The 27,000-nt window shown below is 44.0% G+C and carries 23 protein-coding genes and 1 pseudogene; 17 read left to right on the top strand and 7 right to left on the bottom strand.

What is annotated here, in order from left to right:
• Window positions 1-141: 141 nt before the first annotated feature.
• Genes smc through ligA form a run of 3 tightly spaced genes read left to right on the top strand, consistent with a single transcriptional unit; the run spans window position 142 to window position 7,037 of the window.
• Entirely contained in the window at window positions 142-3,609 is a 3,468-nt protein-coding gene (gene smc / locus OPS25_RS08770; protein ID WP_265617318.1) for a chromosome segregation protein SMC, read from the top strand.
• Window positions 3,581-4,951: a cell division protein ZipA gene (gene zipA / locus OPS25_RS08765; RefSeq protein ID WP_407080225.1), complete on the top strand. Its 1,371-nt coding sequence runs from the start codon at window positions 3,581-3,583 to the stop codon at window positions 4,949-4,951. The genes smc and zipA overlap by 29 nt, the downstream gene beginning before the upstream one ends.
• A gap of 46 nt (window positions 4,952-4,997) precedes the next feature.
• Window positions 4,998-7,037: an NAD-dependent DNA ligase LigA gene (gene ligA / locus OPS25_RS08760; protein WP_265617316.1), complete on the top strand. Its 2,040-nt coding sequence runs from the start codon at window positions 4,998-5,000 to the stop codon at window positions 7,035-7,037.
• Here ligA and OPS25_RS08755 read toward each other — a convergent pair.
• Window positions 7,034-7,564: a DUF2062 domain-containing protein gene (locus OPS25_RS08755; RefSeq protein WP_265617314.1), complete on the bottom strand. Its 531-nt coding sequence runs from the start codon at window positions 7,562-7,564 to the stop codon at window positions 7,034-7,036. The two genes, ligA and OPS25_RS08755, sit on opposite strands and share 4 nt — an antisense overlap.
• Window positions 7,565-7,604: 40 nt before the next feature.
• Between OPS25_RS08755 and OPS25_RS08750 the strand changes: the two genes are divergently transcribed.
• From OPS25_RS08750 to OPS25_RS08720, 7 genes are all read left to right on the top strand, one after another.
• On the top strand, window positions 7,605-9,983 hold the full coding sequence (locus OPS25_RS08750; protein ID WP_265617313.1) for a DNA internalization-related competence protein ComEC/Rec2: 2,379 nt from the start codon (window positions 7,605-7,607) through the stop codon (window positions 9,981-9,983).
• An 85-nt stretch (window positions 9,984-10,068) separates the two neighbouring features.
• Window positions 10,069-11,814 (top strand): lipid A export permease/ATP-binding protein MsbA, encoded by a 1,746-nt coding sequence (gene msbA, locus OPS25_RS08745; RefSeq protein ID WP_265617312.1) that lies wholly within the window; start codon window positions 10,069-10,071, stop codon window positions 11,812-11,814.
• Complete coding sequence (lpxK, locus tag OPS25_RS08740) at window positions 11,814-12,845, top strand: tetraacyldisaccharide 4'-kinase (RefSeq protein ID WP_265617310.1); 1,032 nt, start codon at window positions 11,814-11,816, stop codon at window positions 12,843-12,845. The genes msbA and lpxK overlap by 1 nt, the downstream gene beginning before the upstream one ends.
• Window positions 12,835-13,029 (top strand): Trm112 family protein, encoded by a 195-nt coding sequence (locus OPS25_RS08735; protein WP_265617308.1) that lies wholly within the window; start codon window positions 12,835-12,837, stop codon window positions 13,027-13,029. The genes lpxK and OPS25_RS08735 overlap by 11 nt, the downstream gene beginning before the upstream one ends.
• Before the next feature lie 10 nt (window positions 13,030-13,039).
• Complete coding sequence (gene kdsB / locus OPS25_RS08730) at window positions 13,040-13,795, top strand: 3-deoxy-manno-octulosonate cytidylyltransferase (protein WP_265617307.1); 756 nt, start codon at window positions 13,040-13,042, stop codon at window positions 13,793-13,795.
• 17 nt (window positions 13,796-13,812) lie between these two features.
• Entirely contained in the window at window positions 13,813-14,472 is a 660-nt protein-coding gene (locus OPS25_RS08725) for an SDR family oxidoreductase (RefSeq protein ID WP_265617306.1), read from the top strand.
• Window positions 14,466-15,455, top strand: coding sequence for a Kelch repeat-containing protein (locus tag OPS25_RS08720; protein WP_265617305.1), 990 nt, complete (start codon window positions 14,466-14,468; stop codon window positions 15,453-15,455). Before OPS25_RS08725 ends, OPS25_RS08720 begins: the two co-directional genes overlap by 7 nt.
• A 203-nt stretch (window positions 15,456-15,658) precedes the next feature.
• On the opposite strand, the gene OPS25_RS08715 is transcribed toward OPS25_RS08720, so the two are convergent.
• The gene (locus tag OPS25_RS08715; protein WP_407080224.1) at window positions 15,659-15,811 is read right to left on the bottom strand and encodes a phage integrase N-terminal SAM-like domain-containing protein; all 153 of its coding nucleotides are present in this window, start codon (window positions 15,809-15,811) and stop codon (window positions 15,659-15,661) included.
• A gap of 377 nt (window positions 15,812-16,188) precedes the next feature.
• Here OPS25_RS08715 and OPS25_RS08710 point away from each other — a divergent pair, with 377 nt between their 5' ends.
• The gene (locus OPS25_RS08710; protein ID WP_265617304.1) at window positions 16,189-16,434 is read left to right on the top strand and encodes a hypothetical protein; all 246 of its coding nucleotides are present in this window, start codon (window positions 16,189-16,191) and stop codon (window positions 16,432-16,434) included.
• Window positions 16,435-16,558: 124 nt separating this feature from the next.
• Window positions 16,559-16,939 (top strand): hypothetical protein, encoded by a 381-nt coding sequence (locus OPS25_RS08705; protein ID WP_265617303.1) that lies wholly within the window; start codon window positions 16,559-16,561, stop codon window positions 16,937-16,939.
• A 247-nt stretch (window positions 16,940-17,186) separates the two neighbouring features.
• Here the strand turns inward: OPS25_RS08705 and OPS25_RS08700 are convergent.
• Window positions 17,187-18,234: pseudogene (locus tag OPS25_RS08700) on the bottom strand (IS110 family RNA-guided transposase).
• Window positions 18,235-18,783: 549 nt separating this feature from the next.
• Between OPS25_RS08700 and OPS25_RS08695 the strand changes: the two are divergent.
• Entirely contained in the window at window positions 18,784-19,350 is a 567-nt protein-coding gene (locus OPS25_RS08695; protein ID WP_265617301.1) for a hypothetical protein, read from the top strand.
• Between the two features lie 195 nt (window positions 19,351-19,545).
• Here the strand turns inward: OPS25_RS08695 and rimO are convergent, their stop codons facing one another.
• Entirely contained in the window at window positions 19,546-20,979 is a 1,434-nt protein-coding gene (gene rimO, locus OPS25_RS08690; RefSeq protein WP_265617300.1) for a 30S ribosomal protein S12 methylthiotransferase RimO, read from the bottom strand.
• A 182-nt stretch (window positions 20,980-21,161) separates the two neighbouring features.
• Between rimO and OPS25_RS08685 the strand changes: the two genes are divergently transcribed.
• Window positions 21,162-21,590 carry a GNAT family N-acetyltransferase gene (locus OPS25_RS08685; RefSeq protein WP_265617299.1) on the top strand — a complete coding sequence of 143 codons (429 nt, stop codon included), beginning with the start codon at window positions 21,162-21,164 and terminating at the stop codon, window positions 21,588-21,590.
• On the top strand, window positions 21,587-22,078 hold the full coding sequence (locus tag OPS25_RS08680) for a DUF2919 family protein (RefSeq protein WP_265617298.1): 492 nt from the start codon (window positions 21,587-21,589) through the stop codon (window positions 22,076-22,078). Before OPS25_RS08685 ends, OPS25_RS08680 begins: the two co-directional genes overlap by 4 nt.
• Before the next feature lies 1 nt (window position 22,079).
• Here the strand turns inward: OPS25_RS08680 and OPS25_RS08675 are convergent, their stop codons facing one another.
• Window positions 22,080-22,487 carry a hypothetical protein gene (locus OPS25_RS08675; protein ID WP_265617297.1) on the bottom strand — a complete coding sequence of 136 codons (408 nt, stop codon included), beginning with the start codon at window positions 22,485-22,487 and terminating at the stop codon, window positions 22,080-22,082.
• A 45-nt stretch (window positions 22,488-22,532) separates the two neighbouring features.
• Entirely contained in the window at window positions 22,533-23,306 is a 774-nt protein-coding gene (gene tcdA, locus OPS25_RS08670) for a tRNA cyclic N6-threonylcarbamoyladenosine(37) synthase TcdA (protein ID WP_265617296.1), read from the bottom strand.
• A 94-nt stretch (window positions 23,307-23,400) separates the two neighbouring features.
• Between tcdA and lhgO the strand changes: the two genes are divergently transcribed.
• Together lhgO and OPS25_RS08660 are read left to right on the top strand one after the other, a co-directional pair.
• A complete protein-coding gene (lhgO, locus tag OPS25_RS08665) occupies window positions 23,401-24,606 on the top strand; it encodes an L-2-hydroxyglutarate oxidase (protein WP_265617295.1) in 1,206 nt (401 codons plus the stop codon).
• 118 nt (window positions 24,607-24,724) lie between these two features.
• Window positions 24,725-25,684 (top strand): glutathione S-transferase family protein, encoded by a 960-nt coding sequence (locus tag OPS25_RS08660; RefSeq protein ID WP_265617294.1) that lies wholly within the window; start codon window positions 24,725-24,727, stop codon window positions 25,682-25,684.
• Window positions 25,685-25,724: 40 nt separating this feature from the next.
• Here the strand turns inward: OPS25_RS08660 and OPS25_RS08655 are convergent, their stop codons facing one another.
• Entirely contained in the window at window positions 25,725-26,813 is a 1,089-nt protein-coding gene (locus OPS25_RS08655) for a transporter substrate-binding domain-containing protein (protein ID WP_265617293.1), read from the bottom strand.
• Window positions 26,814-27,000 lie beyond the last annotated feature (187 nt).

Genomic DNA, 27,000 nt, shown 5'->3' with positions numbered 1-27,000 from the left:
AGTTTTGGTAGAGTCGCGAGATAATAATTATTAAATTCAGCGCGCAAAAACTGTGATTGTTAATCGGTCAATATTCACCGGTACGAAAGTAGGTATCGATACTCTACTACATTTGCCTCTCGTTCAAGCCGTGAGGTCTGCATGCGGCTGAAGAAAATTAAGTTAGCGGGTTTTAAGTCTTTTGTAGATCCCACCTCCATTCCGTTCCCAGGAGAAATGACGGCAATCGTTGGCCCTAATGGTTGTGGAAAATCCAATGTAATCGATGCGGTACGCTGGGTTTTGGGAGAAAGCTCAGCGAAGAACCTCCGTGGCGATGCGATGACGGATGTAATATTTAATGGCTCTTCCGCCAGGAAACCAGTTGGCCAATGCAGTGTAGAACTGGTGTTTGATAACAGTAGTGGCCGCATCGAGGGCGAATTTGCCAAGTACAATGAATTATCCATTAAACGGTTGGTGACCCGTGATGCAACGTCGACTTATTTCTTAAATGGGACTAAATGTCGCCGTCGTGACGTAACCGATTTGTTTTTGGGAACGGGACTGGGCCCGCGAAGTTACGCCATAATCGAGCAAGGGATGATCTCGCGGCTTATAGAATCTAAACCCCAGGATCTTCGGGTTTTTATTGAAGAAGCTGCGGGCGTCTCTCGTTATAAAGAAAGACGACGAGAAACTGAAAATAGAATTCGTCACACCGTAGAAAACCTCGAACGTCTAGAAGATGTGCGAGGGGAACTTGCACAGCAAATTGAGAAACTGCAAAGACAAGCCGCGGCGGCAAATCGCTATAAAACATTAAAAGCAAGCGAACGAACATTAAAAGCCGAGCTTAGCGTGATTCGCTGGCTTAAGCATTCTCAAAAAATGGAAAAGTTAAACCAGCAAAAGCAAAAACAAGAAACAGAGTTAGAAGCGTTGATAGCCCAACAAAGGGGTGATGAAGCGGGTATAGTTAAATATCAGCAAAAAGCAGATGAACTTACCCAATCGTTAGATGATTTACAGCAGAAACGATTTAGCACCGGTACAGCCATCACACGAATTGAGCAAAGTAATTTGCACAGTCAGCAACGTAAATCTCAAATTTCGACTGAATTAAGCGATTTAACCCATCAAATTGATGAAATTGACCATGCCATTACGCAAGCTTCTCAGGCAAAGGATATGTCCGCTGACTTAATTCGGCAGCTGGAACCTGAAAATGAAATGCTAACGTTGGCAATTGAACAGGCTGAAGAGCAAAAAGTCTGCAAAGAAGCTGAGTTGAGAGAGTTTAATCAACATACCAGAAATCACGAGGCACAATATCATCAATTAAAAAACCAGGTACAAACCTGCCATAGCCAACTTCAGGCATTGATGGACATGCAGCTTCGCACTACTCAGCGTATAGGTGAAGTGGAAGAAGAGCTGCGTGAGATTGAGGGACAAACATTGCAGACTGAGGTTAACCAACTTGAGGCTGAATGTACGCAAAAGGAAAGCGAGATTTCCTATCAGCGAGGGCAGGTCAAGGAGTTGCTTTTGCTTAAAGAAAGGGCAGAGACTACCTTAGCTGAACATCAAAATGTCCTTTCCACTATCTCAGAACAGATAAACACTGTGAAAGCTAGCATCTCAGCTATTGAGACAATGCAAACCGAACGTGCTGCAGCTCAAGGTACTAATGAGAATTTGACGTCTATCTGGCAGCAGGTCGAAGTGGCCTCCGGCTATGAAAAATGCTTTGAAGTAGTGTTGGAGGGATTATCACAGCCATTGGTTAGCCAGGCGATGGCATCTCATGCGATACCCGCCGAAGTCGCTAGCTTACCACTAGGACAACGCGTTGTGGCGTTTGATGCGGTTAAGCAGGACGTAGAAAAAGGTAGTTTAGCTGAACGGATCACCGCCGGCCCACATTACGAATTTTTCAATCATATCTTTATTGTCGATACGCTAGAAGAGGCTAATCGTAAACTTGACAGTTTATTGCCCCATCAAACAGTCATCACTAAACAAGGGCAATGGCTTTCGCATTCCTGGGCGATCAATCAGCATAGAGTGCAAGGTGAAGGTTCTTTTGCGCAAACAAACCGACTGCGCGAATTAAATGAGCAATCGCAGGGACTGATGGCTAAGTTTAGCGAGCAAAAAGAGCAATGTGCAGCTCAACAGCAGCAGCTCAGTATTCATGAAGAGACGTTAGCGGAACGTCAGCACGCATTGAATGAGCTGCTAACTGCTCAACAGGCGCTTCAAAATGATGCGAAGTTCGCTCGCATGCGGTGGGAAAACAGTGAACAGCGGCGGCGTAAGTTAACCGACGAGTTAACCCGGCAACAAGAGCGCCTGGAAGAAGAAAAATTGCAACAGGAAGAAGTGTCGATAAAACTTGAAGAAGCGTCGTTAAAGCAAGTTGAACTTGAAGAGCAGAATCAAAAGAATGACGAGAAACGTGAGTTGATTGAAGCTGCCATTGTAGATATCAGACAGAATCTGGAAAGACAAATAAGCCAGCGGCATCAAATTGAATTATCGTTACAACAGCAGAAAAGTCAGTACGAACTTTATACTCAACAGGTTACGCGTAACGAGATGCAGCGGGAGAATCTGCGTAATCGGTGCGCATCGTTGGAAAATGAAAGAGAAAACCTTTCGGCACCAATGGCGACGCAACAAGCACAGCTTCAAGAATTGTTGACTATGCGTGAAGAGCTCGAAGCGTTAATTAGTCAACGTCAAAGCGACTTGAACGAAATGCATAAATTGCTTCAGGAAGCAAAGCAAGGCCAACACGGAATTATGGAGCAGATTAATCAGCGCCAAGCCACGCTAGAAAGTCTAAGATTAGAAGTTGAAGGCTATCGCGTGCGCGCTGCTGCGGTGATAGAGCAACTACAGGACACAGGACAAAACCTTAAAGCTGTGCTGGAGACCCTGGACGAGCACGCGGAAGAATCAACCTGGCAAAGTGAACTGGAATCCACCCAAGCTGCTATAAGTCGACTGGGTGCGGTAAACCTGGCAGCAGTGGATGAATTTGAGGTTCAGTCTGAACGTAAACATCATTTGGATACGCAGTTCGAAGACCTTAATGATGCCCTTGATACTTTGAGAAGCGCGATTAGAAAAATTGATAAGGAAACGCGCCAACGTTTTGCAGAAACCTTTGAGCAAGTTAACAATGACCTTAAAACGCTGTTTCCAAAGGTTTTCGGAGGTGGCTCTGCGTATCTGGCATTAACCGATGATGATTATCTTGAAACCGGAGTCACAATTATGGCGCGACCGCCGGGCAAGAAAAATAGTACAATTCATCTGTTAAGCGGTGGAGAAAAAGCGCTAACCGCTTTATCATTGGTATTCGCTATATTTCGACTCAATCCAGCACCATTTTGTTTACTGGACGAGGTTGATGCACCGCTTGACGATGCTAATGTGGGCCGGTTCTGTAATCTGGTCTCAGAGATGTCTCAAACGGTTCAATTTATTTACATTACCCATAATAAGATAGCGATGGAAATGGCTAGCCACCTTACTGGTGTTACTATGGCGGAACCCGGGGTTTCGAGAATGGTCGCGGTAGATGTGGATGAAGCCATCTCGTTCGCTGAAACATAACAAAGGGCAATCAAAGTCAATGCAAGATGAATTACGCCTGTCTTTATTAATCGCTGGTACACTATTTATAATTGCCATTTTTGCGCATGGCATGTGGAAAATTCGTAAACAAAGTAAGCCAGAAGAGAAGAAATCCCGTCTTGAGCCGCGCTCGTGGGACATTGACGATGATGACGAACTTAATGCGGATGAAGGGGCATGGCGCGAAGAAGATATGGGGCGCCGCAGCGAATCAATTCGCGCTTCTCAACAGGGAGAAGACTTCGATGAGCTAGGAGTGGGTAAAGTGCGTGTGGTTAAACCAAATGCAGATGATCCCTCATCACGTATTGTTGAAGGAAAAGAAGGCGATAAAGCTCTATCTGGCGAGCAGGAGATGGAACCACCCGCCGAAAAAGCGTCGAAACCTGCCACTGCAGAGCCTGAAATAAAACTATATGGTTCGGTGGTGTCAAACCCGAAACCGCACATGCAAAACCCGCGTCATGCAGGAGAAAGTGAAAAAGATGATATTCCCGCACCGCCCGGTTTTTTATTAAAAAAAGAAGCAGCGCATAACCAAAATACTGAAAATTCTACGCCTGATCTACACTCTACACCCGCTCCGAAAATGCGCGAGCAGGAAGCAGAGGTCGATGACTTTAGTTTAGATTCTCAACCTGCTCCCATACATATGAATGAGGCTAACGAAAAAGAACAGGCAGAGGGTGAAAGCCTTACCGAGCAAGCTCGTCGGTTTATGTCACGTAAACGCAGTAAACCTTCTACTAAAAAAGGGCGTCAGGAACCGAAGTTTGGCGATGATCAGATGCGTATTGATTTCGATGATTCCGCTGAGAAATCGCATGATCATGCAGACCCTGAAGAGGTAGAAAGCGCGGGGCATGATGCTAGTCAGCAATCCACATTGCCAGAGCAAGAAGTATTGGTATTGAATGTTAAAGCTGCTGAAGATGCACCCATCTCAGGCGCAGCGTTGCTACCTATGCTATTAACGCTGGGCTTCAAATTTGGTGAGCAGGATATTTTTCATCGCCATGTTAATTCCAATGGAAAAGGGCCCGTACTATTCTCACTGGCAAATATGTTTAAGCCCGGGGTATTTGACATTGATAATCTAGAAACCTTTACCACGCAAGGGGTCTCGCTATTTATGATTCTTCCTATTGAGGGCGATGCACATCAAGTATTCAATATGATGCATAATGCAGCGCGAAAAATAGCGGATGAATTCGGTGCTCAGGTGCTGGACGGTCGTAGAAGTGTGATGACTAAGCAGGGATTACAGCAGTATATAGAACGTATTCGCGAATTTGAGCGCTTGCGCATGGTAAAACGCTAGTCATTTACCTGGATATTCACTGAAAATTTTTTAAGTCGGTATTGTAATGAATGATTCTTCACGTTCTGAATCCAGAATTTTAGAACTGCGTCAAACGATAAATGAGTATAACTACCAGTATTATGTACTGGATGATCCGAGTGTGCCGGATGCGCAATATGATCGTTTATTCAACGAACTTCTTGAGTTAGAAAAAGCGCATCCACATTTGGTGACAGACGACTCGCCTTCACAAAAAGTAGGCGCGGCGCCGCTCTCCTCATTCAGTCAGGTTCAGCATGAGGTCCCAATGCTTTCGCTGGACAATGCATTTGACGAAGAATCACTGCTTGCCTTCGAAAAACGTTTGCACGATCGTTTGAAAGAAGACACTGAATTAACGTTCAGTTGCGAACCCAAACTCGATGGACTTGCGGTTAGCATACTATACGAAAAGGGTAAGTTAGTAAGAGCAGCCACGCGGGGCGATGGCCGTGTGGGTGAAAATATTACTGCAAACGTGCGTACTATAGCCAATATACCGCTTTCGCTTAGGGGAAGTGACTGGCCAGAACGTATAGAAGTGAGAGGCGAAGTGTTTATGCCTCGTTCGGGCTTTATCAAACTAAACGAGAGTCAAAAAAAACATGGCGCCAAAGTGTTTGCTAATCCGCGAAATGCAGCGGCAGGAAGCTTGCGGCAATTGGATTCACGCATTACAGCAAAACGTCCACTACAATTCTACGCGTATTCTTTAGGGGTTGTTCTACCCGATTCCTATTCTTTACCTGAGTTTCATTCACAGCGGTTACGATTGCTAGGGGAGTGGGGCCTGCCATTGTGTCCCGAAATAGGTACTGCAACGGGAGCAACGGGCTGTCTGCAATATTACCACCAAATCCTCAAATCAAGGGAGAAGCTCCCATACGATATTGATGGTGTGGTATTCAAAGTGGACAAAATCACGTTGCAGCACACATTAGGTTTTGTCTCGCGTGCGCCACGCTGGGCCATTGCTCAGAAGTTCCCAGCGCAAGAAGAAATTACCACATTGCACGATGTAGAGTTTCAAGTAGGCCGTACCGGTGCGATTACTCCTGTTGCCCGTCTGGAACCTGTATTTGTAGGCGGCGTAACGGTATCTAACGCCACGTTACACAACGATGATGAGATCATCAGGTTGGGTGTACGAATTGGCGATCAAGTGGTAATTCGTCGTGCGGGTGATGTGATTCCCCAGGTGGTCTCTGTGGTAGTTGAAAACCGTCCAGACCACACTAAACCCATCCACTTCCCCTCTGTATGTCCGGTATGTGGTTCCAAAGTTGAGAAACTTCCTGAGGAAGCCGTCGCCAGATGTTCGGGGGGCTTATATTGCGCTGCCCAGCGAAAACAAGCACTTAAGCACTTTGCTTCGCGTAAGGCGTTTGACATCGATGGTCTTGGCGATAAATTAGTAGAGCAATTAGTAGAAGCTGATCTGGTTAAGGACCCGGCAGACTTTTTCCATTTAACTATGGAAAAACTGGTGGGTCTGGAACGTATGGCAGAAAAGTCAGCGGCAAATTTATTAGCTTCGCTACATGCAGCGAAAACTACCACGTTACCTCGCTTTCTATACGCCCTAGGGATTCGAGAAGTGGGCGAAACCACCGCACAAAATTTGGCTACCCATTTTGGAAGTCTGGAGGCAATTAGAGGTGCCACACAGGAGGCGCTGATCAGTGTGCAGGATATTGGTTCAGTAGTGGCTCAGCATATCGTCAATTTCTTTGCGGAAGAGCATAATAATGATGTCATCGAACGCTTGATTGCCGTAGGTGTCAACTGGCCAGATGTGGAAAGAGTCGAACTGGAGGATGCCCCGCTGGCAGGGCAAACGTGGGTATTAACAGGGACACTAACCTCAATGGCTCGGAATGATGCCAAAGCTCATTTACAAACCCTTGGCGCGAAAGTATCAGGATCAATCTCGACAAATACTCACGTACTCGTGGCAGGCGACAAAGCTGGTTCCAAACTTACGAAAGCGCAATCGTTAGGGGTGGATGTGTGGGACGAAGATAAATTACTGGAATTACTTCGCCAACACCAATTAGTGAATTAATTTTTTTTTCGCGCAAGCCGTCTGAGTTTGCGCGCATCCCATGACTTTTGTACTGAAAACCGCCATATCCAGTTGAGCCCAAAATAGCCCAATACTCCAAAGAACACCCCACATATCAAACTACCTAACAGTAACGCAGGGCCAATAGTTCCAAGACTTTGCATTAACCATTCGAGGCTGAACTGAATATCGAATTTTTGTTCCCGTGCCCCAAGTACAGTAGTTCCAACTTTATAAGCACCATAAAATATAGGCGGCATAGTGAATGGATTGGTTATCCACACCGTGGCCACGGACAGGGGTAGATTCGCCCTGACGGGGATGGCGGTAGCCGCGGCTAACCACATTTGAAAAGGTACAGGCCAAAAGGCAAAAAATAGGCCAATGCCAAATGCCCGCGACGCAGACCTTCTATTTAAATGCCATAAATTAGGTTCGTGAAGAATACTGCCGAACATCTGTAAAGCACGTTGATTTTTAATGGTCTGATGATCAGGTAAAAATCGTTGAATAAATTTTCTTGGCATAGCGACTTCTTAACCACATATCCAGGAGATAAGCGAAGGGATGCAAAATATAGCACGATGGCTGATTGGATTCTGTGCAGGAGCACTGTCCGCCACCGTATGGCCGGTACTACCATCCTTACCTAGTTGTTTGCTCTTCTTTGTCATCAGCAGTGCTTCTTTATTTATCCTGAAACGTCCAATATATGCTTGTGTACCATTTTTCGGACTAAAAAGATTTCAAATTAATCATGGTTTGGTCAATATGGTCTTAGTGTGTGTCCACGGTCTAGCGTTAGGCACCATCTGGATGGCGAGTGTAGGGCATTGGTACACCAGTTGGCAACACACCGTGAGCAAATATCAACACGATGTCATATTGAGCGGTAAGATAATAAGCACTTCATCGGAAGATGCCATCGGAAAAATAACGATGGAGGTCGACTTCATCGATAATAAACCGACCCTTTTCGCACCGAATGTTCTGTTATATTGGTATAAGCCAGGAATCCGCTTACGACGGCATCAACAGGTTACCCTTAAAGCTAAATTAAAACCTGCATACGGGCTGGCAAATCCAGGTAGTGCCCTTAAACAACAATGGTTGTTAAGCCAGGCAATTGTAGCCACCGGTAATATTACACAACCTGACCATATACGAGTTATCGCCCCCTCATTTTCTCTACACAGCAGATTATCAGAATTTTTAAGCCAACCCTATTTTGAGAACGGGCGGTGGTTAAAAGCCCTACTTATTGGTAACCGAGATGAAATATCCAGGCAAGATTGGGAAATATTACAGCTCACGGGTACGGCACATTTATTCAGTATCTCAGGATTACACATGGGGGTTATATTTGCTTGGTGTTACGGATCACTTGCTGCACTGCTTACACTTATACAAAAATGTGCGTTTCCAACTTCCCCGCGCTTCAACCTCACCACATGTCTACTTTGGCCGCTTATTATTTTTACTGGTGGGTATGCGGTGCTGGCAACCTCAGCGTTGCCGGTGATACGCGCATGGTTACTTATTTCACTGTATCTGTTACTGCAAACTACTCGCATCAGCTGGGGTAGATTAGATAAAGCCCTGATTATGGTGGCAAGTTGTATTGTTATTTTTCCTTTCTCCCTATTCAGTGCTTCATTCTATCTAAGTGTTGGTGCAGTAATGACAATTTGGTTTCTGCTCTGGCGTTTTAATGTAGTGACTACCCGTATGGGGGATAAAATAAAACAGTTACTGATCATGCAGTTCTGTCTTTGTGGGCTTATGTTGCCTTTGACCATTCTTTGGTTTGGACAATTCAGTTGGGTTGCTCCCGTAGCCAATTTGCTATTGGTCCCATTAATTTCGTTCACTCTCCCTTTTTTTTTGCTTGCCCTCGTAATTGACTATTTTAATGATTTTGCTGAGCAAGGGTTGTTGCGTATTGCGGATCAGATGATGACCTGGATTTTTGAACTGATGTCGTATATCGCTACTTTTGCCATAGCAAATGATAGTTTATCGGTACCCTTGGCAGCCGTCATATTTTTATTATTGTGTGTGGTATTAATATTTTTACCACCAGTCCCTTACAAAAAGACGGTGCAGATTGTGTGTCTTTTCCCCTCGCTAAGTCTTTTAATTCCGCCATCTGCCAACAACTGGAAACTACATGTTTTCGATGTAGGACAGGGGACATCCTTGGCTATTTCCCGCGGAGAAGAGGCTGTTCTATTCGATACAGGGGCTGGTATTCAAGGGCGTTTTAGCATGATGAGAAATACGGTTATACCCGCCTTGCGAGCACTTAACATACAACGGGTGGAAACTCTGTTTATCAGCCACAGCGACAATGATCATGCAGGGGGCAAGGAGGACTTTGTGCACTATTTTGCACAGCAAAATGGCAACCAACCAACCATCTACTCTAGCCAGTCGGGCTGTATTGCTGGTGAGCAGTGGCTCTGGAGGGGGCTGTCGATTGAAGCGTTATGGCCCCATGCGCCTGCCTCAAGAGGCAATAATTTTTCCTGTGTACTTAAAATATCTGATACTCAGTATACCGTATTAATTCCAGGCGATATTGAAAGTACGGCTGAGTATGGAATGCTCTATCAGCATCGCGATCTAAGATCCGATATACTTATTGCGCCGCATCACGGCAGCGCCACGTCATCTACTCAGATTTTTGTAAATTCCGTATCCCCCAGGTGGGTGATCCATACCACAGGGTTTAGGAACCGGTGGGGTTTTCCTGCCGATGAAGTGATCTCTCGCTATAAGAGAGCAGGATCGAAACAATTGAATACAGCTGCGCACGGTTATTTGCAGATAGTGTTGGATAAGCGTGAAATGCGAGTGAAAAATTTTAGAGATAATTTTCATAAGCGCTGGTATTTACAGCAATCAGATGAAGAGATGCCAATTTCAATACCGCTAATGTATTGAATTACTCGCAAATTAGCACCATAACCTAGGGATTTGCCGCTTAACGAGCTACAATAGCCGCATTGATTGTTACAGGTGAGTTTACATGCAGCCAGCAGACCCTGACGCAGCGCAGTTAAAACGATTTTTAAACTATTTGCGCGAATACAAATTACCCTTTTTTGTTGCCATTATCGGCATGATCGGATATTCCGCTGTAGATACATTCGTTATTGGTCAAACTAAAACGCTAATAGATGAATCTTTTGGTAAAAACGATCACGAATTTTTACGTCTGGCGGCTTATGCAATTGTGCCGCTGTTTATCGTCCGCGGCCTGTGTAATTTCATGGGAACGTACACCCTAAGATGGATAGGCGCGAAAGTAGTAATGCGCATGCGCCAGCAATTGTTCGAAAAATATATTCATTTACCGGTCTCATTTCACGATCAACATTCTACTGGCGCACTTATCAGTAAGGTCACATATGACACCGAACAGGTTGCTAATGCAGCCGGCAATGCTTTACTTACCCTTGTTCGTGAGGGCGCACTGGTCATCGGTCTGTTATTCGTAATGTTTTATTATTCATGGCAACTGTCACTTATATTTCTGCTCATAGGGCCTGTCGTAGCCGTAATTGTGGCATATGTGAGTAAACGTTTTCGGGTGGTGAGTAGAAGTATACAAACAGCTATGGGAAATTTGACTTCAGCTGTAGAGCAAGCGGTGAAAGGTCACAAAGTAGTGTTAATGTTCGGCGGGCAAAAAGTCGAGCAGGCCCGCTTTGCACAGAAAAACAATGTTAACCGACAGCAAAATATGAAGTTGGCGGTCACCCAAATATTGAGTGTATCGTCCATTCAGGTGATTGCTTCTATTGCGCTTGCGGTTGTTCTTTATATCGCGAGCACCCCCGAAATGGTAGAACGGCTTACCGCTGGGGTCTTTACCAATGTGGTATTGTGTATGGTGATGCTTCTTAAACCTCTGAAACAACTTACTACGGTAAATAATGAATTCCAAAGAGGGATGGCAGCCTGTACAAGTATTTTTGCCATTCTGGATGAACACGATGAAATCGATAACGGGGCAAATGAAGTGTCTCGAGTTAAGGGTGAAATTGAGTTTAACAGGGTGTCATTTGCCTATCCTGGAAAAACTACACTAGCTTTAAAAGATGTCAGTTTTACCATTCAGCCTGGCCAGACAGTGGCGTTAGTAGGGCGATCAGGGAGCGGTAAATCTACCATTTCATCATTACTAACCCGCTTTTATAACCCTCAACAGGGTGAAATACTTCTTGATGGTAAACCTATTACTGACTTTGACTTAAAAAATCTTCGTCAACAATTCGCATTAGTCTCTCAACATGTAGTTTTATTTAACGATACCATTGCTAATAACATTGCTTATGGGACTACGAGCGAGGTTGGCAGGGCTGAGATTGAGCGTGCTGCGCAGATTGCTCATGTGGATGAATTTTTAACTCAGCTGCCAGAGGGGCTCGACACGATTGTGGGTGAAAATGGATTGATGCTTTCTGGTGGGCAGCGACAACGAATTGCAATTGCCAGAGCAGTATTAACAAATGCACCGATTCTCATTCTCGATGAAGCTACGTCAGCGCTCGATACTGAGTCTGAGCGGTTAATTCAGGATGCCCTCGAGAAGTTACAACAAAACTGTACTAGTTTAGTGGTAGCGCATCGCTTATCCACCATCGAAAAAGCTGACTTAATTATGGTGGTTGAACAGGGAGAAATTATCGAGCGAGGAAAGCACGATGAATTGTTAGCCAAAGAGGGTCATTACGCTCAGTTACACGCTCTTCAATTTGGTGAGAAATAGTGAGCAAGCTGTCGCAGGCGTGGTACAAAGGAGCATGGTGGGTATGGGGTTTACTGCCTTTAGCCATCCTTTTCTGGTTACTTTCAAGCCTTCGCCGGTGGTGCTATCGTAGCGGGATTTTATCTTCCTCAAAACCTGATGCTTTTATCATTGTAATTGGCAACATCTCTGTGGGTGGAAATGGTAAAACACCTGTAGTCATTGCGCTTGCCAATTGGTTCCAGCAACGAAATATACGAGTAGGGGTGCTAAGCCGAGGTTATGGGGGAAATGCGACCTCATTTCCGCATAGCGTAAACGCAACAGATCCTGCGTATTTGGTTGGCGACGAACCTAAACTTATCGCAAACAGAACTGGCGTTCCTGTGGTGATAGATCCGACCCGTACGCGAGGGGCGGCATATTTAAAAGATAAGTTTAACTGTGATGTCATTCTATGTGATGACGGCCTTCAGCATTATGCCTTAAAAAGGGATTTCGAGCTGGTGGTGATGGATAATCGCGGTGTAGGTAACGGCAAATTGTTACCCATGGGCCCCTTGCGAGAAGGGCAGTGGCGATTAAACACCGTAGATGCCATTATTCTTAATAATCACGGGGAGAGGCAAGCAGGTATACTTAATTCCGTTTCTGTGCCGCAGTATCCTATGTCTTTGCTTGCGCAAAACTGTGTGAGTGTGATGGATAGCAGTCACATTATAAGTATTGATAAATTCCGTGAAGATTATGCGCGATTTACCGCTCTGGCCGGTATCGGTGCTCCCGAACGTTTTTTTAACTATCTGGCCCAGCATAATCTCCATGCGCAGAAAAAAGTCAGCTTTAATGATCACCATAGCTTTGAAAGAGCTGACATACCCAATGGAGTCGTATTGATGACGGAAAAAGATGCAGTTAAGGTAAAAAGTATCGGGCATGATCAATGTTGGTACTTACCCATTGTGGCGCAGCTTCCCGATTCGTTTTACTTACAACTTGAAAAAGCCTTACCCCAACCGATTAAACAATTAAGGTCGCAAGATGGCGTTTGATAAGAAACTTTTGGATGTAATTGCATGCCCCGTATGCAAAGGAAAACTTATTTTATTAACTGACGGCCAAGCGTTGGTTTGTCGATTTGACCGCCTGCAATTTTCTATACAAGATGGCATACCGGTATTGATTGAAGAGAAGGCAAAACAACTGTCCCTCGATGATTTAGAATCAATCAGGTAAAGGCGGCGAAATGAAATTTACCGTTATTATCCCAGCGCGATTTGGTTCAACGCGTTTTCCTGGTAAGCCACTGGCAGATATCGGTGGTAAACCCATGATATTGCATGTCGTTGACAGAGCAAAAGAGGCGGGCGCCTCGCGGGTAATTGTCGCCACCGATGATGAGCGAATCAAACAGGTTGCTCAACAGGCCTGTGAAGTGTGCATGACCTCTGTAGTACATACGTCTGGGACTGAGAGGCTGGCAGAGGTGATATCCATACTTAGCATTGATGATGCTGAAATTATTATCAATGTGCAGGGGGATGAGCCGTTTGTTCCTGCCCAAAATATCAGGCAAGTTGCGGAGAATTTAGCGGTAAACAAACCCGCTATCGCCACATTAGCCTGTGTAATCAATGATCCGGAAGAGGTAGTAAATCCAAATTGTGTCAAAGTGGTGTTGGCGGAAGATCGTACAGCGTTGTATTTTTCCAGAGCGATCATTCCGTTTGTACGCGGTACAGACTACGCGGATACACGTGAAATTGACACGACACTCTATTTGCGTCACATAGGGTTATATGCCTATACAGCAGGTTATATAAAGCAGTACATCAGTTATCAGCCGACGAAGTTGGAGCAAATGGAATCGCTGGAGCAACTTCGTGCGCTTTGGTATAACGACGTAGTTCATGTGGACATCGCTAAGGAAACTCCTCCAACCGGTATCGATACACCGGAAGATTTATCCAAATTAGTACAGAGATTGCAGACAAGTGCATAAAAAGGAAGTGTGAAAATATGAATGTAGTTATTACTGGTGCAAATAGAGGCATAGGGCTGGCCTTAGTCAAATATTATATAGCACAAGGTCATTCAGTATTCGGTGTTTGCAGAAATAGTAGCGATGAATTGCGGCAGAGTGGCTGTACTGTTATCGCTGGAGTCGATCTTGCTCAGCCGGATCTATTAGGCGACAAACTGGCGCAATTAAAAGAGTTAAAAATCGATATATTAATTAACAATGCGGGCGTACTTGGCAGAGAGTCATTAGATGACTGGGATCCTAATACCATCGACTACCAGTTCCGCATTAATGCGTTAGGTCCTCTGCTTGTTACCCAAACCTTACGCGCATGTCTTAATGAGAGCAGTAAAGTGTGTTTGATCACTAGCCGAATGGGCTCTATGGAAGACAATGGTTCCGGAGGCTATTATGGTTATCGAATGTCTAAAGCGGCTCTAAACGCGATGGGAGTTTCTCTGGCGCATGATTTACGCCCATACAATATCGCTGTGGGCATTTTTCATCCCGGCTTTGTACAGACAGAGATGGTCAACGGCAATGGTGACATTAGCGCTAGAACTGCTGCAGAAAGACTCGCCGCCCGCATTGATGAGCTGAGTCTTGACAATAGCGGCCAGTTTCGCCATTCAAATGGTGATAAGTTGCCATGGTGAAGAACTGGACTGTCGCTCTATTATTCTTCAACATCGCAGTATCCATATCTGCTGAGCCCTACCGATGGGAAAGCGCACCAAACATGCCCAGCCCCCTCCAGGAAATATATCCTGCATTGTGGGGTAATCGTCTTGTGGTTGCAGGTGGTCTCGCAGAAGGGGAAAGAGAAAAGCTCTCGGTTTCCGCTGACGTTTACCAGCTAGAACACGAATCAAAAAGCTGGTCCACCCTGCCAGCGTTGCCTGAGCCACGCCACCACGTCATGTTGGTACAACAAAGTGACGCTATATGGGCATTCGGCGGTTTTGTCGAGTCAGAGAAAGGGCAGTGGACCAATACTGATACCGTCATGGTATTGCGTACCCAGTCAGGCAAATGGGAAAAACGCAATCCTTTGCCGCTTAAATTATCTGAAACGGTCTCTGCAGTGTTGAACGGAAATATTCATCTTGCCTCGGGCCGAACACTTAAAGCTGAAGATAATGGGCGATGGAGTGACCATATCGACACCGATTGGCACGCCTTTTTTGACGAAAAAAGCGGCGTTTGGAAACGCTTAGCTCCAGTCCCTACCTCACGTAATAGCGCTTGTTCAGTCGTGATCAACGATGATTGGCATGTTATAGGGGGCAGGACGGTTAACGGCGGCAACGTGGATGTGCATGAAGTTTACAATGATAAAACCAAACGTTGGAAGAAGTTGGCGCCTATGCCAGAAGCGCGTGGGGGGATAGCCTGTGCAACAGACACCCAGTATATTTATGTATTCGGTGGCGAATATTTTGATAATGGCGGGGGCCTTTACTCTGATGTGTTACGGTACGAAGTTAAACGGGATAGATGGAAAGTGGTCAGTAGTATGCCTATGGCAACACATGGACTTGGAGCTGTTTATTGGAATAGCGAAATCTGGATTATAGGCGGAGCGGCACAGCCGGGGGCCAGAAAAACAAAAGCTGCCGTGGTGAAATTTGTCCCTTAAATTCACCAAATTTATCCGTCGATAATACGGTGCAATACCGCACCGTATTATCTATATAAATAATGACTTAAACTGAATTAGTCATCATTTGAACTGACACTTTCAACTAAAGAGCTGAATCAATTCTGACAGTCCCTTGTGTACGTGAAGCAGCCATTAGAAAATAGGTTTCAGTTCCACCCCAAAGTATGGTTATGATGTGTCTACTTAACTAGTGGCGATTCATTCGGATGACGTTTTTGGTTGAAAAGAATGAATCGCTTTATCCATAGAAGATAAGTCTTCTCAGTCTGAATAGAATAATGTTTGGTCCTCATTATTTTGCGTATAGTTTCTAGAAACGGACTTTGTGCCATGAAATACATCCAATTTTGTTTTGTGTGTAATTACTGAGAGTTCTCAGTAATACGCATTATAAAATCGTCATGAGTGCGCTGTAGCCTTTACTAGGTATGGTTTTGGGTTCAGATTTGGGTATGTAATTACTGTGAAGTCTCACTAAGTGCAGATAATGAGTGTTAAATATATATAACTAATTGAAAAATATAAGATTAACATTTTTTTGAGGCCGGGCTTACTGAGAAGTCTCAGTAATACGCAGAAATTCTGATGGTAAAACACTGAATTTTTAAAGTAAGCTAGTGATATCAATAAAGAATTGTGGAGACCAGCAGTGAAAGTCTATGCGTGTTACTGTGAGGTCTACATAATAAGATGTTAAGTGTAATTTTCGATGAGCATTTTCAAGTTTCAGCCAAGATGGAAAGAAGAGCTAGTCGTTACTGGTCCAGGCGGTTCATTTATTCTTGAGCTTCCCATGGGAATCCTTACTGCTTATCTTCCAACACACTCAGCGTGGGAACAGAAAGGTCCAAGTTGGGCACAGAATCTTTGGCCTCATTTAAGGCTGGAGCTTGAGGCATGGTGCGTTGAAAACAAAGCTCAATTCGTCATTGATGCATCTGCTGGTGTCTACTAATGGGCAAAGTGCTAGCCACACTTAACAAACCGCAACATTCGCTCCCGCTGGTCGCTGGGACGCCCAAAACGCTGCGCTTATTTGGTCGCCCATGTGCGCGGCGTTAGCTTTCAAAGGTCCTCTAATGCGGTATTTTCTTTTAACAGCTTTTTTGTTTTTATCAGAGGTTGCTCATGGCACTTCGGTTTGCCTTGGAAGCGACGTTAGCGAAGAACTCGGTCATTTAGTTAAAGTAACCGTTGAGGATTTTGGGGGGGATGGCGAGTTTACGTTCAAGCTTGAAACACAAAAAAAAATAAATGGCTCGGAGTTAGATTCAGCTTTTTTAGTGATGCTAGACGACGATAGTCCTGCTTTGATAGCTGGGCTAAATATCGACTTTGAAGAAGAGGTTGCTACTGTAGATATAATTTCAACAGATACGATAGAAAGCCAAATTACATTGCAATACGGTGGTCATTGTGGATTCAGGATAACAAAGTTAGTTGCTAGGAATGAAACCTAACAAACCACTTAAGGCTCTCGCTTCGCTTATGTGGACTCCCCCTTTGTCAACAACATTAATGGTCAATTGAAGAATAAATGCGTGCTTATGTACGAGCTCTAATAGGGAAGCTATCCCAGGCTCTATGATATTTACGCGGACTTGTTGTCAAATCTCGATAGCGAGCTCGAAACTCTGAGCGAAGCACTGACTAAACAAGCTGATTTTCATCTTTTATTGAGCATATTTGTTGTTACCAAAACCTCGATTAAGCAGTCAATAATTCTGCTTTGTACTCTGTTCCATTTGCTAACATAGCGAATGCCGTTCTGACTGTTTTATTCGCTAATGCGACCGCTGTACAGCGCTTACCCCTTCGTTCAACCATTTGCTGGATCCACAACTCTTTTTTAGTTTTTGCTGGTCTTCTCATCGCCTGATTAACCGCCGACATCGCACCGCTAACTAAGTAACTTCGGAGCATATTGTTTTTAACGTACTTGCCCACCGAGCCTAGTTTCACTTTACCGCCTGATGAATGCTGAATAGGCGTTAAACCAATACACGCAGACGCATCGCGACCTTTTTCAAATTGCCCCATCTCTCCACAGCCCAGTGCCATGTAGAGATTCACGGCGTTTAACGGCGTTTAACGGGCCAACGCCCTCTAGGGCTTGTAACGATTTGCACGTTTTGTGTTGGTTTGCTGCTTTTTCCAAGTACAGATCGTACTGTTTTATCGATTCGATACCCCGTTGGAGTTGTTGCCAGCTTGTATTGAGGGCCTGCCTAAAAACCATTGAAAAGCCGTTTTCAGCATCTTCCAAAACACCTTCAACAACGCCGCTTAGCCCACCCTGACTGGAAGACACCCGGATATTAAACTCTAACAATAAGGATTTGATTTGTTGCTGCATGGCGACTTTATGTTTAACGGCCAGCTCCCGTAGGCGAACCAGGGTTTGTAACTCTTGCTGCTCTTTCGATTTGCCGTTAATAAACGAAACATCAGTAAGTTGCGCCGCTTGTGCAACCGCTAAGGCATCGTTTTTATCTGTTTTTTGGTTTTGCCTCACACTGGCAACTAACTTTGCTGAAATTAATCGAGCATCATGCCCATATTCCAGTGCTTTTTGCTTCCAATAGTTTGATGTACTACATGCTTCAAAGACAATTATCATTGGTTTAGACAAGGCTAGCCAAGAACCGAATTCTGTCGGTATCATCGCCTGATTAGACTGCACCTTGTAGCGTTTACAAACGCAAACCTGAATTTCTTCTTTCGCTAAATCAACACCTGTGATTATATTGTACATGTTGGACTCCATAATATTTTTGTGTGAGAACTAAAATATTAACCCAGCTCACCGAGTTGGGGGAGTCCAATTATCTCGGTATTATAGCCTACGTATTTTTGCCCGTTATGCGGGTGTTATATGCCCTACAGGGATTCGTAAAAACTTGAATAAATTTAACTTTAGATTTGACGCAACCCCTAACTCCAAGGCTAAGGTAATCCGTAATATCGTATATACGATTCTTATATCTTTAGCCTCTTTCTCATTAGTGTATTTTATTCACTATGTGGGAGATGTATTAGGAGTTGATGTTGACAAACCGTTAAGGGAAATGCCAGCGCATATCGTTGTCTTGGGATTGTCGGGAATACTTGTGAGTTTAGTTTGTATTTATTCAATTGTACTTTTGGTTGCGAGAGCAATATTTACGAAGTTCAGAGTTTAGTTCGGGCATATAACAAATGAATAATAAAATTCGTAACCTCACTGGGACAAATACTCGCTGGCCTTCGGCCAAAGCACTCGCATTTGCCCCATATTCAAAGCGTTATAAGCCTTAGTTGAAAAATGAGCAAATTCGAAAAATTTTTACTGATTTTTTTGGTGTCTACTATAGGTCTATTAGGCTTCTATGGATTTAATCAAAGTTTTATATATTTTGGTTATTTTGACAAATACGATACAGTTTTCGGGGTAGTAGTCGCCTCTCTCATATCATATTTACTTTTCAGGTATCAGTTCTTTGTATGGCTACCAAAAAACAAAGAGGTAAAGTACAAAAAGAAGTTAGTTGCTAGCATTTTTGTTGTTTTTATTTATTGCCCTCTCTTTTCTTTTTTCTACGCACATAAAGCTTTAAATTCAGGAGTTGGCTTACTTTTGACTCATTTATATGGAATTGCTAAACCTGATAAAGAGGTATTAATGACCGTCAAGTACAGCAAAAGTGTTAGAACTTGGTGTACTAAGTATTTGGTTAGTGAGGAATTTAACAATGGAATTTTCAATGAGTTAAAGCTCTGCATTGAGGCAAATGAATTTTCAAGTATAACCACGAGAGCTAGAGTGAGGTTGAGTGTGAAGGAGTCAAAATTTGGTTTATACGTTTCCACATGGCGTATTGACGGCGTATAACAACACGCTTAAAACGCGCCCCACAATGCGGGTCGCTGGGATAAAAACACAATGCCGCTTCGCGATTATGGCATTGTGTCTTTGCCCTTTAGCTCAACGTTGACCGTTCGTTCCTTGTCTGTAGCTGCCTGTCAGGTTAGGTCGAAACTCTCGATCAAAAGTGTCAGATTAGATATGGGCTAATACACTTAAACTTTATTCGTCCACTTCATCTTCATCATCGCTCTCAGACAATATCGCCCATAAGTCATGTTCATCGCAATGAATCACTTCCGCCCACACTTTATCACCAGGCTTTAGATGATATACACCGTTTAAATGTACTACGCCGTCTACTTCGGGTGCATCTGCGTACGTTCTGCCCACCGCACCTTCAGCGTCTACGCTATCGATGACAATTTGATACTCATTACCAATACGTTGTTGTAATCGCGCTTTACTGATTTCACTTTGTACTTCCATGAACCGCGCTAAGCGCTCCTGCTTTACATCTTCAGCAATGGGGTCCGGTAAATCGTTAGCCTTAGCGCCTTCAACAGGTGAATATGCAAAACATCCAACCCGGTCAAGCTGTGCTTCTTTGATAAAGTCCAACAATTCTTCAAAGTCTTCTTCCGTTTCACCCGGAAAACCAACGATAAACGTAGAGCGAATAATCAACTGCGGACAGATCTCGCGCCATTTTTTTATACGTTCCAAGGTACGATCCGCGCTGCCTGGGCGTTTCATCAGTTTAAGAATGCGTTTATTAGCATGCTGAAAGGGGATGTCCAGATACGGTAATATTTTTCCTTCATTCATTAATGGAATAAGATCGTCTACGTGCGGATAAGGGTAAACATAATGCAAGCGTATCCACATATCCAACTCGCCTAGCTTTTCACTGAGTTGCTGAATATGTGTTTTAACAGGCATGCCATCCCAGAATCCTGTACGGTGCTTTAAGTCCACTCCATAAGCGCTTGTGTCCTGAGAAATAACGAGCAGTTCGTTTACCCCCGCAGCCTTTAAACGTTTTGCTTCATCAAGAATGCTGCCAACTGAGCGGCTCACTAAATCGCCACGCATTGATGGAATAATACAAAAGGTACATCTATGGTTACACCCTTCAGAAATTTTTAGATAAGCGTAATGCCGGGGTGTGAGTTTCACGCCGTGATCGGGTATAAGATCAGAAAAGGGGTTGTGTGCGGGCTTGGGTAAATGTGTGTGAACTTGATTCACAACTTCTTCATAGGCATGAGGGCCGGTCACCGCTAATACATTTGGATGCACTTCGCGGATTTCGTCGTCTTTTATACCCAGACAGCCCGTGACTATGACGCGGCCATTCTCTGCAAGCGCTTCACCAATGGTATCAAGTGATTCCTGAACGGCTGAATCAATGAACCCACACGTATTAACAATGACTAAATCTGCGTCATTATAAGTAGGCACCACATCATAGCCTTCAGTGCGTAACTGCGTCAGAATACGCTCTGAATCAACCAGATTCTTTGGACAGCCAAGACTAACAAAACCAATCCGTGTACCTTGCGCGTCAACATTTACGTTGCGACTTTCTTCCAACACTTTTACAGGAGTTTCAAGTGTGGTGGTTTGGTTTGGGGTAAATGTTTTGACTGTCATTATGCCTCGCTGACAATTATGGTTAAGGTGATGGGTGTAAAAATCGGCGGATTATACACGAGCGCATCGATAAATACAGCACGTCAGTGTATAAAAATCGAACAGTATCGTATTTTGTCATTATCCCTTGAAGTAGTTACAATTGCGAACTTACGCTATAAATAAGGTGCCCGAATAGTTAAATGATTATCGTTGAACGTATTGAATCGGAAACTGCCCTCAAAAAGGCGGCCAGGGTTATGCTTGAATTGCGCCCCGCCTTTACCGCAGACAAGGTTATAGAGCAGATTTTACGCCAGCAAGCTAATGGATATGTGCTTTTTGGTGCGTTTGAAAACGAAGTGTGCGTGGCTGTTGCAGGTGGTCTTGTTGGGGAAAAGCTCGCGTGGGGTAAGCACTTTTATATTGATGATTTCGTTACCCGTGAAGGAATGCGTTCGCAGGGAGTGGGAGAGCGTCTTTTAAACTTCTGCATAGAATATGCGAAAGCGAATGGCTGTAAGAGTTTGCATCTTGATTCTGGCGTGCAACGGTTTGCGGCACATCGATTCTATTTGCGTCATAAGATGGATATAACCAGTCACCACTTTGCTTTGGAATGGGCGGAGTGAGTCGCCGTTTGCTGTTGCCGCTACATTGTTATGATGAGGGCGGCGTCATAAAGCCACCGAAATGGTTCTACTGGTTATTACTATGCGTGTGCATAGATTGGGTGGTTGTTATATTTTCCCTTGCACTGAGGGAGCATACTACCTTACTGCTTAATCTGTTCTATCCAAATCGTCAGCTGTTGGTGATTCAGTTGCTCGTTACCGTCCCATTTATTATCACTTTATTGCTACTAGGCAATCGCGGTCGCTTATGGAGAAAAGGATGGGGTCGATGGTCGAAAGCCATAATGCCCCTAATGTTTACCGGCATTGCATTGTCATTTGTCTCGACCATTTGGCAGTTAAATCATCGAGACTGGGAATTTGCTTTACTGCAAGCCTATAGGCTCGTCCTAAATCTCTTACTGGGACTCTTACTGTTGCGGAGTTTACATATAGGATTGATGCTTAGCGATTGGCGACACATCAATCCAGACACAGCGAAATAGGTTACTGAGTTTGATTTGCCAGTGCTTTTTCAAAATAGTTTTTGACACTGATAGCACTATTATTGACTAATCTTTCGTAGCAGATACCGGAAAATGCATATGAGCGCTCGCCCACGTCAAGTACCACAAATGGGGCATCAGGATTACTTTGATCGTACCGCCAGGTGCCCCCAGCTATTTTTTTGAATACTTCACCAATATAAGCCCCATAGATGTTACAAATGGTAAAAACCGCATTGTCTTCCAGTGCCTTATCTTGATATTTATCCACAAAAGAAAGCAACACATTGTCAACACTCCCTAAACTCTCTTGAGTCAGGTCCAGTTTTACATTAAATTCCTCTTGCGCTGTCTGCACTGCGTCACTGGCGCATTCTTTCATCAACTGATCAAGTTCGTGTTGTTGCACGTGTTTCTCCTAGTACTGCATAATTTCTTAGTATGGATGAAATGATCACTTAACTCCACTTAAACGATTGATCACCCGAGCTGCGGCAATCATGCCAAAAGTTGCCGTCACTGTCACCACTGCACCAAAGCCTCCCGCACAATCTAAACGAGTCGCTCCATTCATTGTAGACTTGTTAAAACATACCTGTCCATCAGGTTGGGGATATCTCAGTTGTTCGGTGGAATAGACACACTCAACCCCAAACCGACGCTTAGGATTAGTAGAAAAGTTATAATTACGACGTAATTCACTGCGTACCTTTGCAGCTAGTGGATCCTGCGTCGTTTTAGCCAGATCACCATGCGTGATCCGCGCGGGATCGAGTTGCCCTCCTGCGCCGCCAACCGTTACTACAGGTATCTTATTTCTTTTACAGTGGGCAATAATTGACGCTTTTGCTTTTACGCTGTCGGTGGCATCAATTACTGCATCAAAACAGGAGAGGTACTGAGCTACCGAGTCCGGGGTAACAAAATCTTCAATTGGCGTTACCACACAGTTTGGATTGATCAGCGAGATGCGTTGCGCCATCACGTCTACTTTAGCACAGCCGACCGTATCAGTTAGGGCATGCAGTTGGCGATTAGTGTTAGTTAGACAAATGTCGTCTAAATCAATCAAGGTAAGGTGTCCAATGCCTGTGCGAGCAAGGGCTTCTGCTGACCAGCAACCAACCCCCCCTATTCCTATTACACATACATTAGCTTTTGAAAAAGTCGCTAGCGAAGATTGGCCGTATAAACGCCCTATACCACCAAAGCGTTGTGATTCACTCATACAAAAAGAAAAATTCCAGAAAATTAAACGAAAATGTCAGTAGGGCGGTATTCTAACCGAATTATTTCAATCTATCAGTTTTCGAGTGTAATAAGTGAAGGCACAGTTTGATTTTATCATTATCGGTGCAGGTATCTTAGGTGCTGCGGTCGCAAGAGAATTAGCCTGCAAATTTCCTCGTAAATCTATTGTGGTAATTGAAAAAGAAGCGGGTCCCGCATACCACCAATCCGGGAGGAACTCGGGCGTCATTCATGCCGGGGTTTATTATGAACCGGGTAGCTTAAAAGCACAATTTTGCCGAGAAGGATTAGATGCCACAATCAGTTTGTGTAAGCAATACTCTATTCCATTTGAGCAATGTGGAAAAATCGTGGTTGCGACCAATGAGCAAGAAGAAAAGCATTTGGCCCACCTTTACGAGCGCTGCACAAAAAATAGCTTAAATCCGCAAATGTTAACCGCTAAGCAAATTGTACGAAAAGAACCGCATATCAATGGTGTTGCTGGGATGTGGGTGAAGCAAACGGGTATTACAGATTTTAAGCAGGTAACGGATTGTTTATTTGAGAATGCAACTGGCAAAGCACCTGTCACTTTTCTTTATTCATCCAGGGTGTGCCAAATTAACGAAGAGCCTGACAATATCGCCGTCACTATACAAAATAATGGGCGGCAACGAACTATTAAAGGGGATTATCTAATCAGTTGCGCTGGTGTTTTTGCAGATGAATTAATTCATCTGCAAGGGTTGTCCTGTGATTTCAGAATCGTTCCCTTCAGAGGCGAATATTATCGCCTAAACTCGCGCTTTGACGGGGTGTCGCAACGGCTAATCTATCCTGTCCCGGACCCGAGCATGCCTTTTTTAGGCGTACACCTGACAAAAATGATTGGAGGATATACCACCGTGGGACCCAATGCGGTGTTAGCGGCTGGCAGAGAAGCGTATGCGGGCCTGAATATTTGCCCACAAGAGTGGTGGAGGATGATGTCTTTTCCCGGATTGTATAAATTACTTTGGCAATATAAACGTAGTGTAGTGTCAGAGTTGATAACAAGTCTGAGTAAGCAGCAATATGTAAAACAGATAAATCGCTACTGTCGAATGATCAATGTAGATGATCTTTTACCTTACCGGCCGGGCATAAGAGCTCAGGCTGTTTCTTTGAATGGTAAACTGGTGCACGATTTTAAATTTGTCAAAAGTGACAGAGCCCTTCATGTTGGAAACGCCCCTTCACCTGCAGCAACCAGCGCAATACCCATAGCAAAATCGATAGTCAGCCAATTGGGTTAAGTTGTGGCATTGTTTGCAATGACGTTCTAAATAATAGAACGGATTGTTCAAGTATCTAATCCTGCAACTGGTTTTCGTTATGCTACATTGAACTAATTCAAAGTGTGGAGAGAAATAAATGGGCTTGTTGGTAGAGGGTGAGTGGAAAGATAAATGGTATGATACTGATGGCAATGAAGGGAAATTCAAACGGCAAGCTTCACAATTTAGAGAGTGGATTAGCAACGAAGCTGATGCCACCTATAAACCCGAACAAAAGCGATATCACTTATATGTGTCGTTGGCTTGTCCATGGGCGCACCGCACTTTAATCTTCAGACAACTGAAGCAGCTAGAGGATGTGATCGATGTTTCGGTCGTTAGTCCAGAAATGTTGGAAGATGGATGGACTTTTCTTCCCTTTCCGGGGGCGACTAAGGATAAATTATTTGATTTCGTTTTTTTGCGTCAGCTTTACTCGCGAGCTGTTCCGGATGTCACGACTCGCGTTACGGTGCCTGTTTTATGGGACAAGAAAACCGCGTCGATAGTAAATAATGAATCTGCTGACATTATTCGCATTTTCAATTCAGCTTTTAACGAGATTACTGGGAATGACCAGGACTTTTACCCCATTCAATACCACGCAGAGATTGATCAAATAAATGAACGCGTTTACGACAAAATAAATAATGGTGTATATAAAGCGGGGTTTGCGACTACGCAAGACGCTTATGAAGAGGCAGTCACAGAACTATTTGATACGTTAAATTATTTAGAAGAAAGACTATCTGCTCAGCGTTATCTTGTAGGAAATATCCTGACTGAAGCCGATTGGCGATTATTTACCACTTTAATTCGGTTCGATGTGGTGTATCACGGTCATTTCAAATGTAATATTAAACGTATCTCCGATTATCCGGCGCTATCAGGATATATGCGAGAGTTGTATCAATATAGAAATGTTGCTAGCACGGTAAACTTCAAGCATATCAAACATCATTACTACTTTAGCCATACCATGATAAATCCGACCCAGATTGTTTCAGTGGGGCCCGATTTACAGCTGGATCGCCCGCACGGCCGGAATCATCTCTAACTATTGAGCGCTGGCCGCGCGGAGGCAGTTTTGCTCTGGATTATTCCTTGGTACCCAAATATTCATTAATGGTAGATTTCCATTTGTCGCTTTCTATCACCCTCAACAGCGCAGTGTTTATTTGCTCGCGCCTTGGGCTATTTTCGGGAAGCGCAATGGCGTAATCTTGCCTTTCTATAATTTCGGGCAAGATATATAAATCATCAGCAAAGTGGTTTTTAACCAGGTACTGAAGGATCGGTTTGTCGTAAACTACCGCATCCACCTTTCCTTCAGAAAGTGCAGTTAGTGCCTTATCAAGATTTTCAGCTTTTCTATAATTGATATTATTAGCATCAAGAAATCTGGCGCTTGCTGAATTCTCAATGGTATAGACTTTCGCCGTGGGCAGATCTTCAAGCCCCGTAACGGATTCTGAAAGCTGGCTCACCGTTAAACTGGTAGCGATAGCCGCGGTAAAACTGCTTATTAGGATGATTGCAGCGAACATCCAGATAAAACCAATGACGCGACCTCCGAGGGTAATGGGGGCTTTGTCACCGTACCCGACCGTAGTCATGGTAACTGCCGCCCACCAAAAGCTTGAACCTAACCCCTTTGACGTTCCGCCGCCAAATTGTTCAACGTTATGTTTACGTTCGAATACCCAAAGTAGGGTGCCAACGACGAATAACAATAAACATAAACCGCCCAATGCCACAAAAAATTCCCAGGAAAAAAATCGGGAGATAGCTGCCATCAATCGCCCATCAGCTTCCTTTACGGCAATAGCCAGCCCGGTCGTAAAGTAGGGATGAGAAAAGTCTACCTCTTTTTCACGTTCCGCCGTTACTGTCACAGCGGCAATAGACATATCAAACGTTTGTTCGTTTACCCCTTTTAATAAGGTACTTAGGTCAGCTTCCTTGAACTCATATTCAAGGTTCAATTGTTCATTGATTTGTTCCCATAAATCAATGCTAATACCCGTCAGTTGATCATTATCGCCCTTCATTACAAAAGGAGGCGCGATCTTTGTACCAATAGACAGGGTGGGGGCTGAACTTGACTCGCTCTGAGCATAAACGAACAAATTTAAGCCGAAGCTTAAACAAATAAGGACCAATATTTTGAGGTACGGTTTGTGCATAAAAAGCCTTCTTTTTGTGTTTTTATAGGTGCGCTTGCAAATATTTAAAATGAGTACGTAAATTTCACATCAAATCAATAAACTATTTTTCATGATAATGAATACTAAACCATGAAATACGTTGATCATTTTTCCTTTATTTAAGGAAAATTGGGCGCGGAATTGCGTGCAGTCTTAAAATCAAAGT

Origin of the sequence: Alteromonas aquimaris (assembly GCF_026183695.1) — a bacterium.
Lineage (GTDB): Bacteria > Pseudomonadota > Gammaproteobacteria > Enterobacterales > Alteromonadaceae > Alteromonas > Alteromonas aquimaris.
This window is presented reverse-complemented; position numbering and strand designations above follow the sequence as displayed.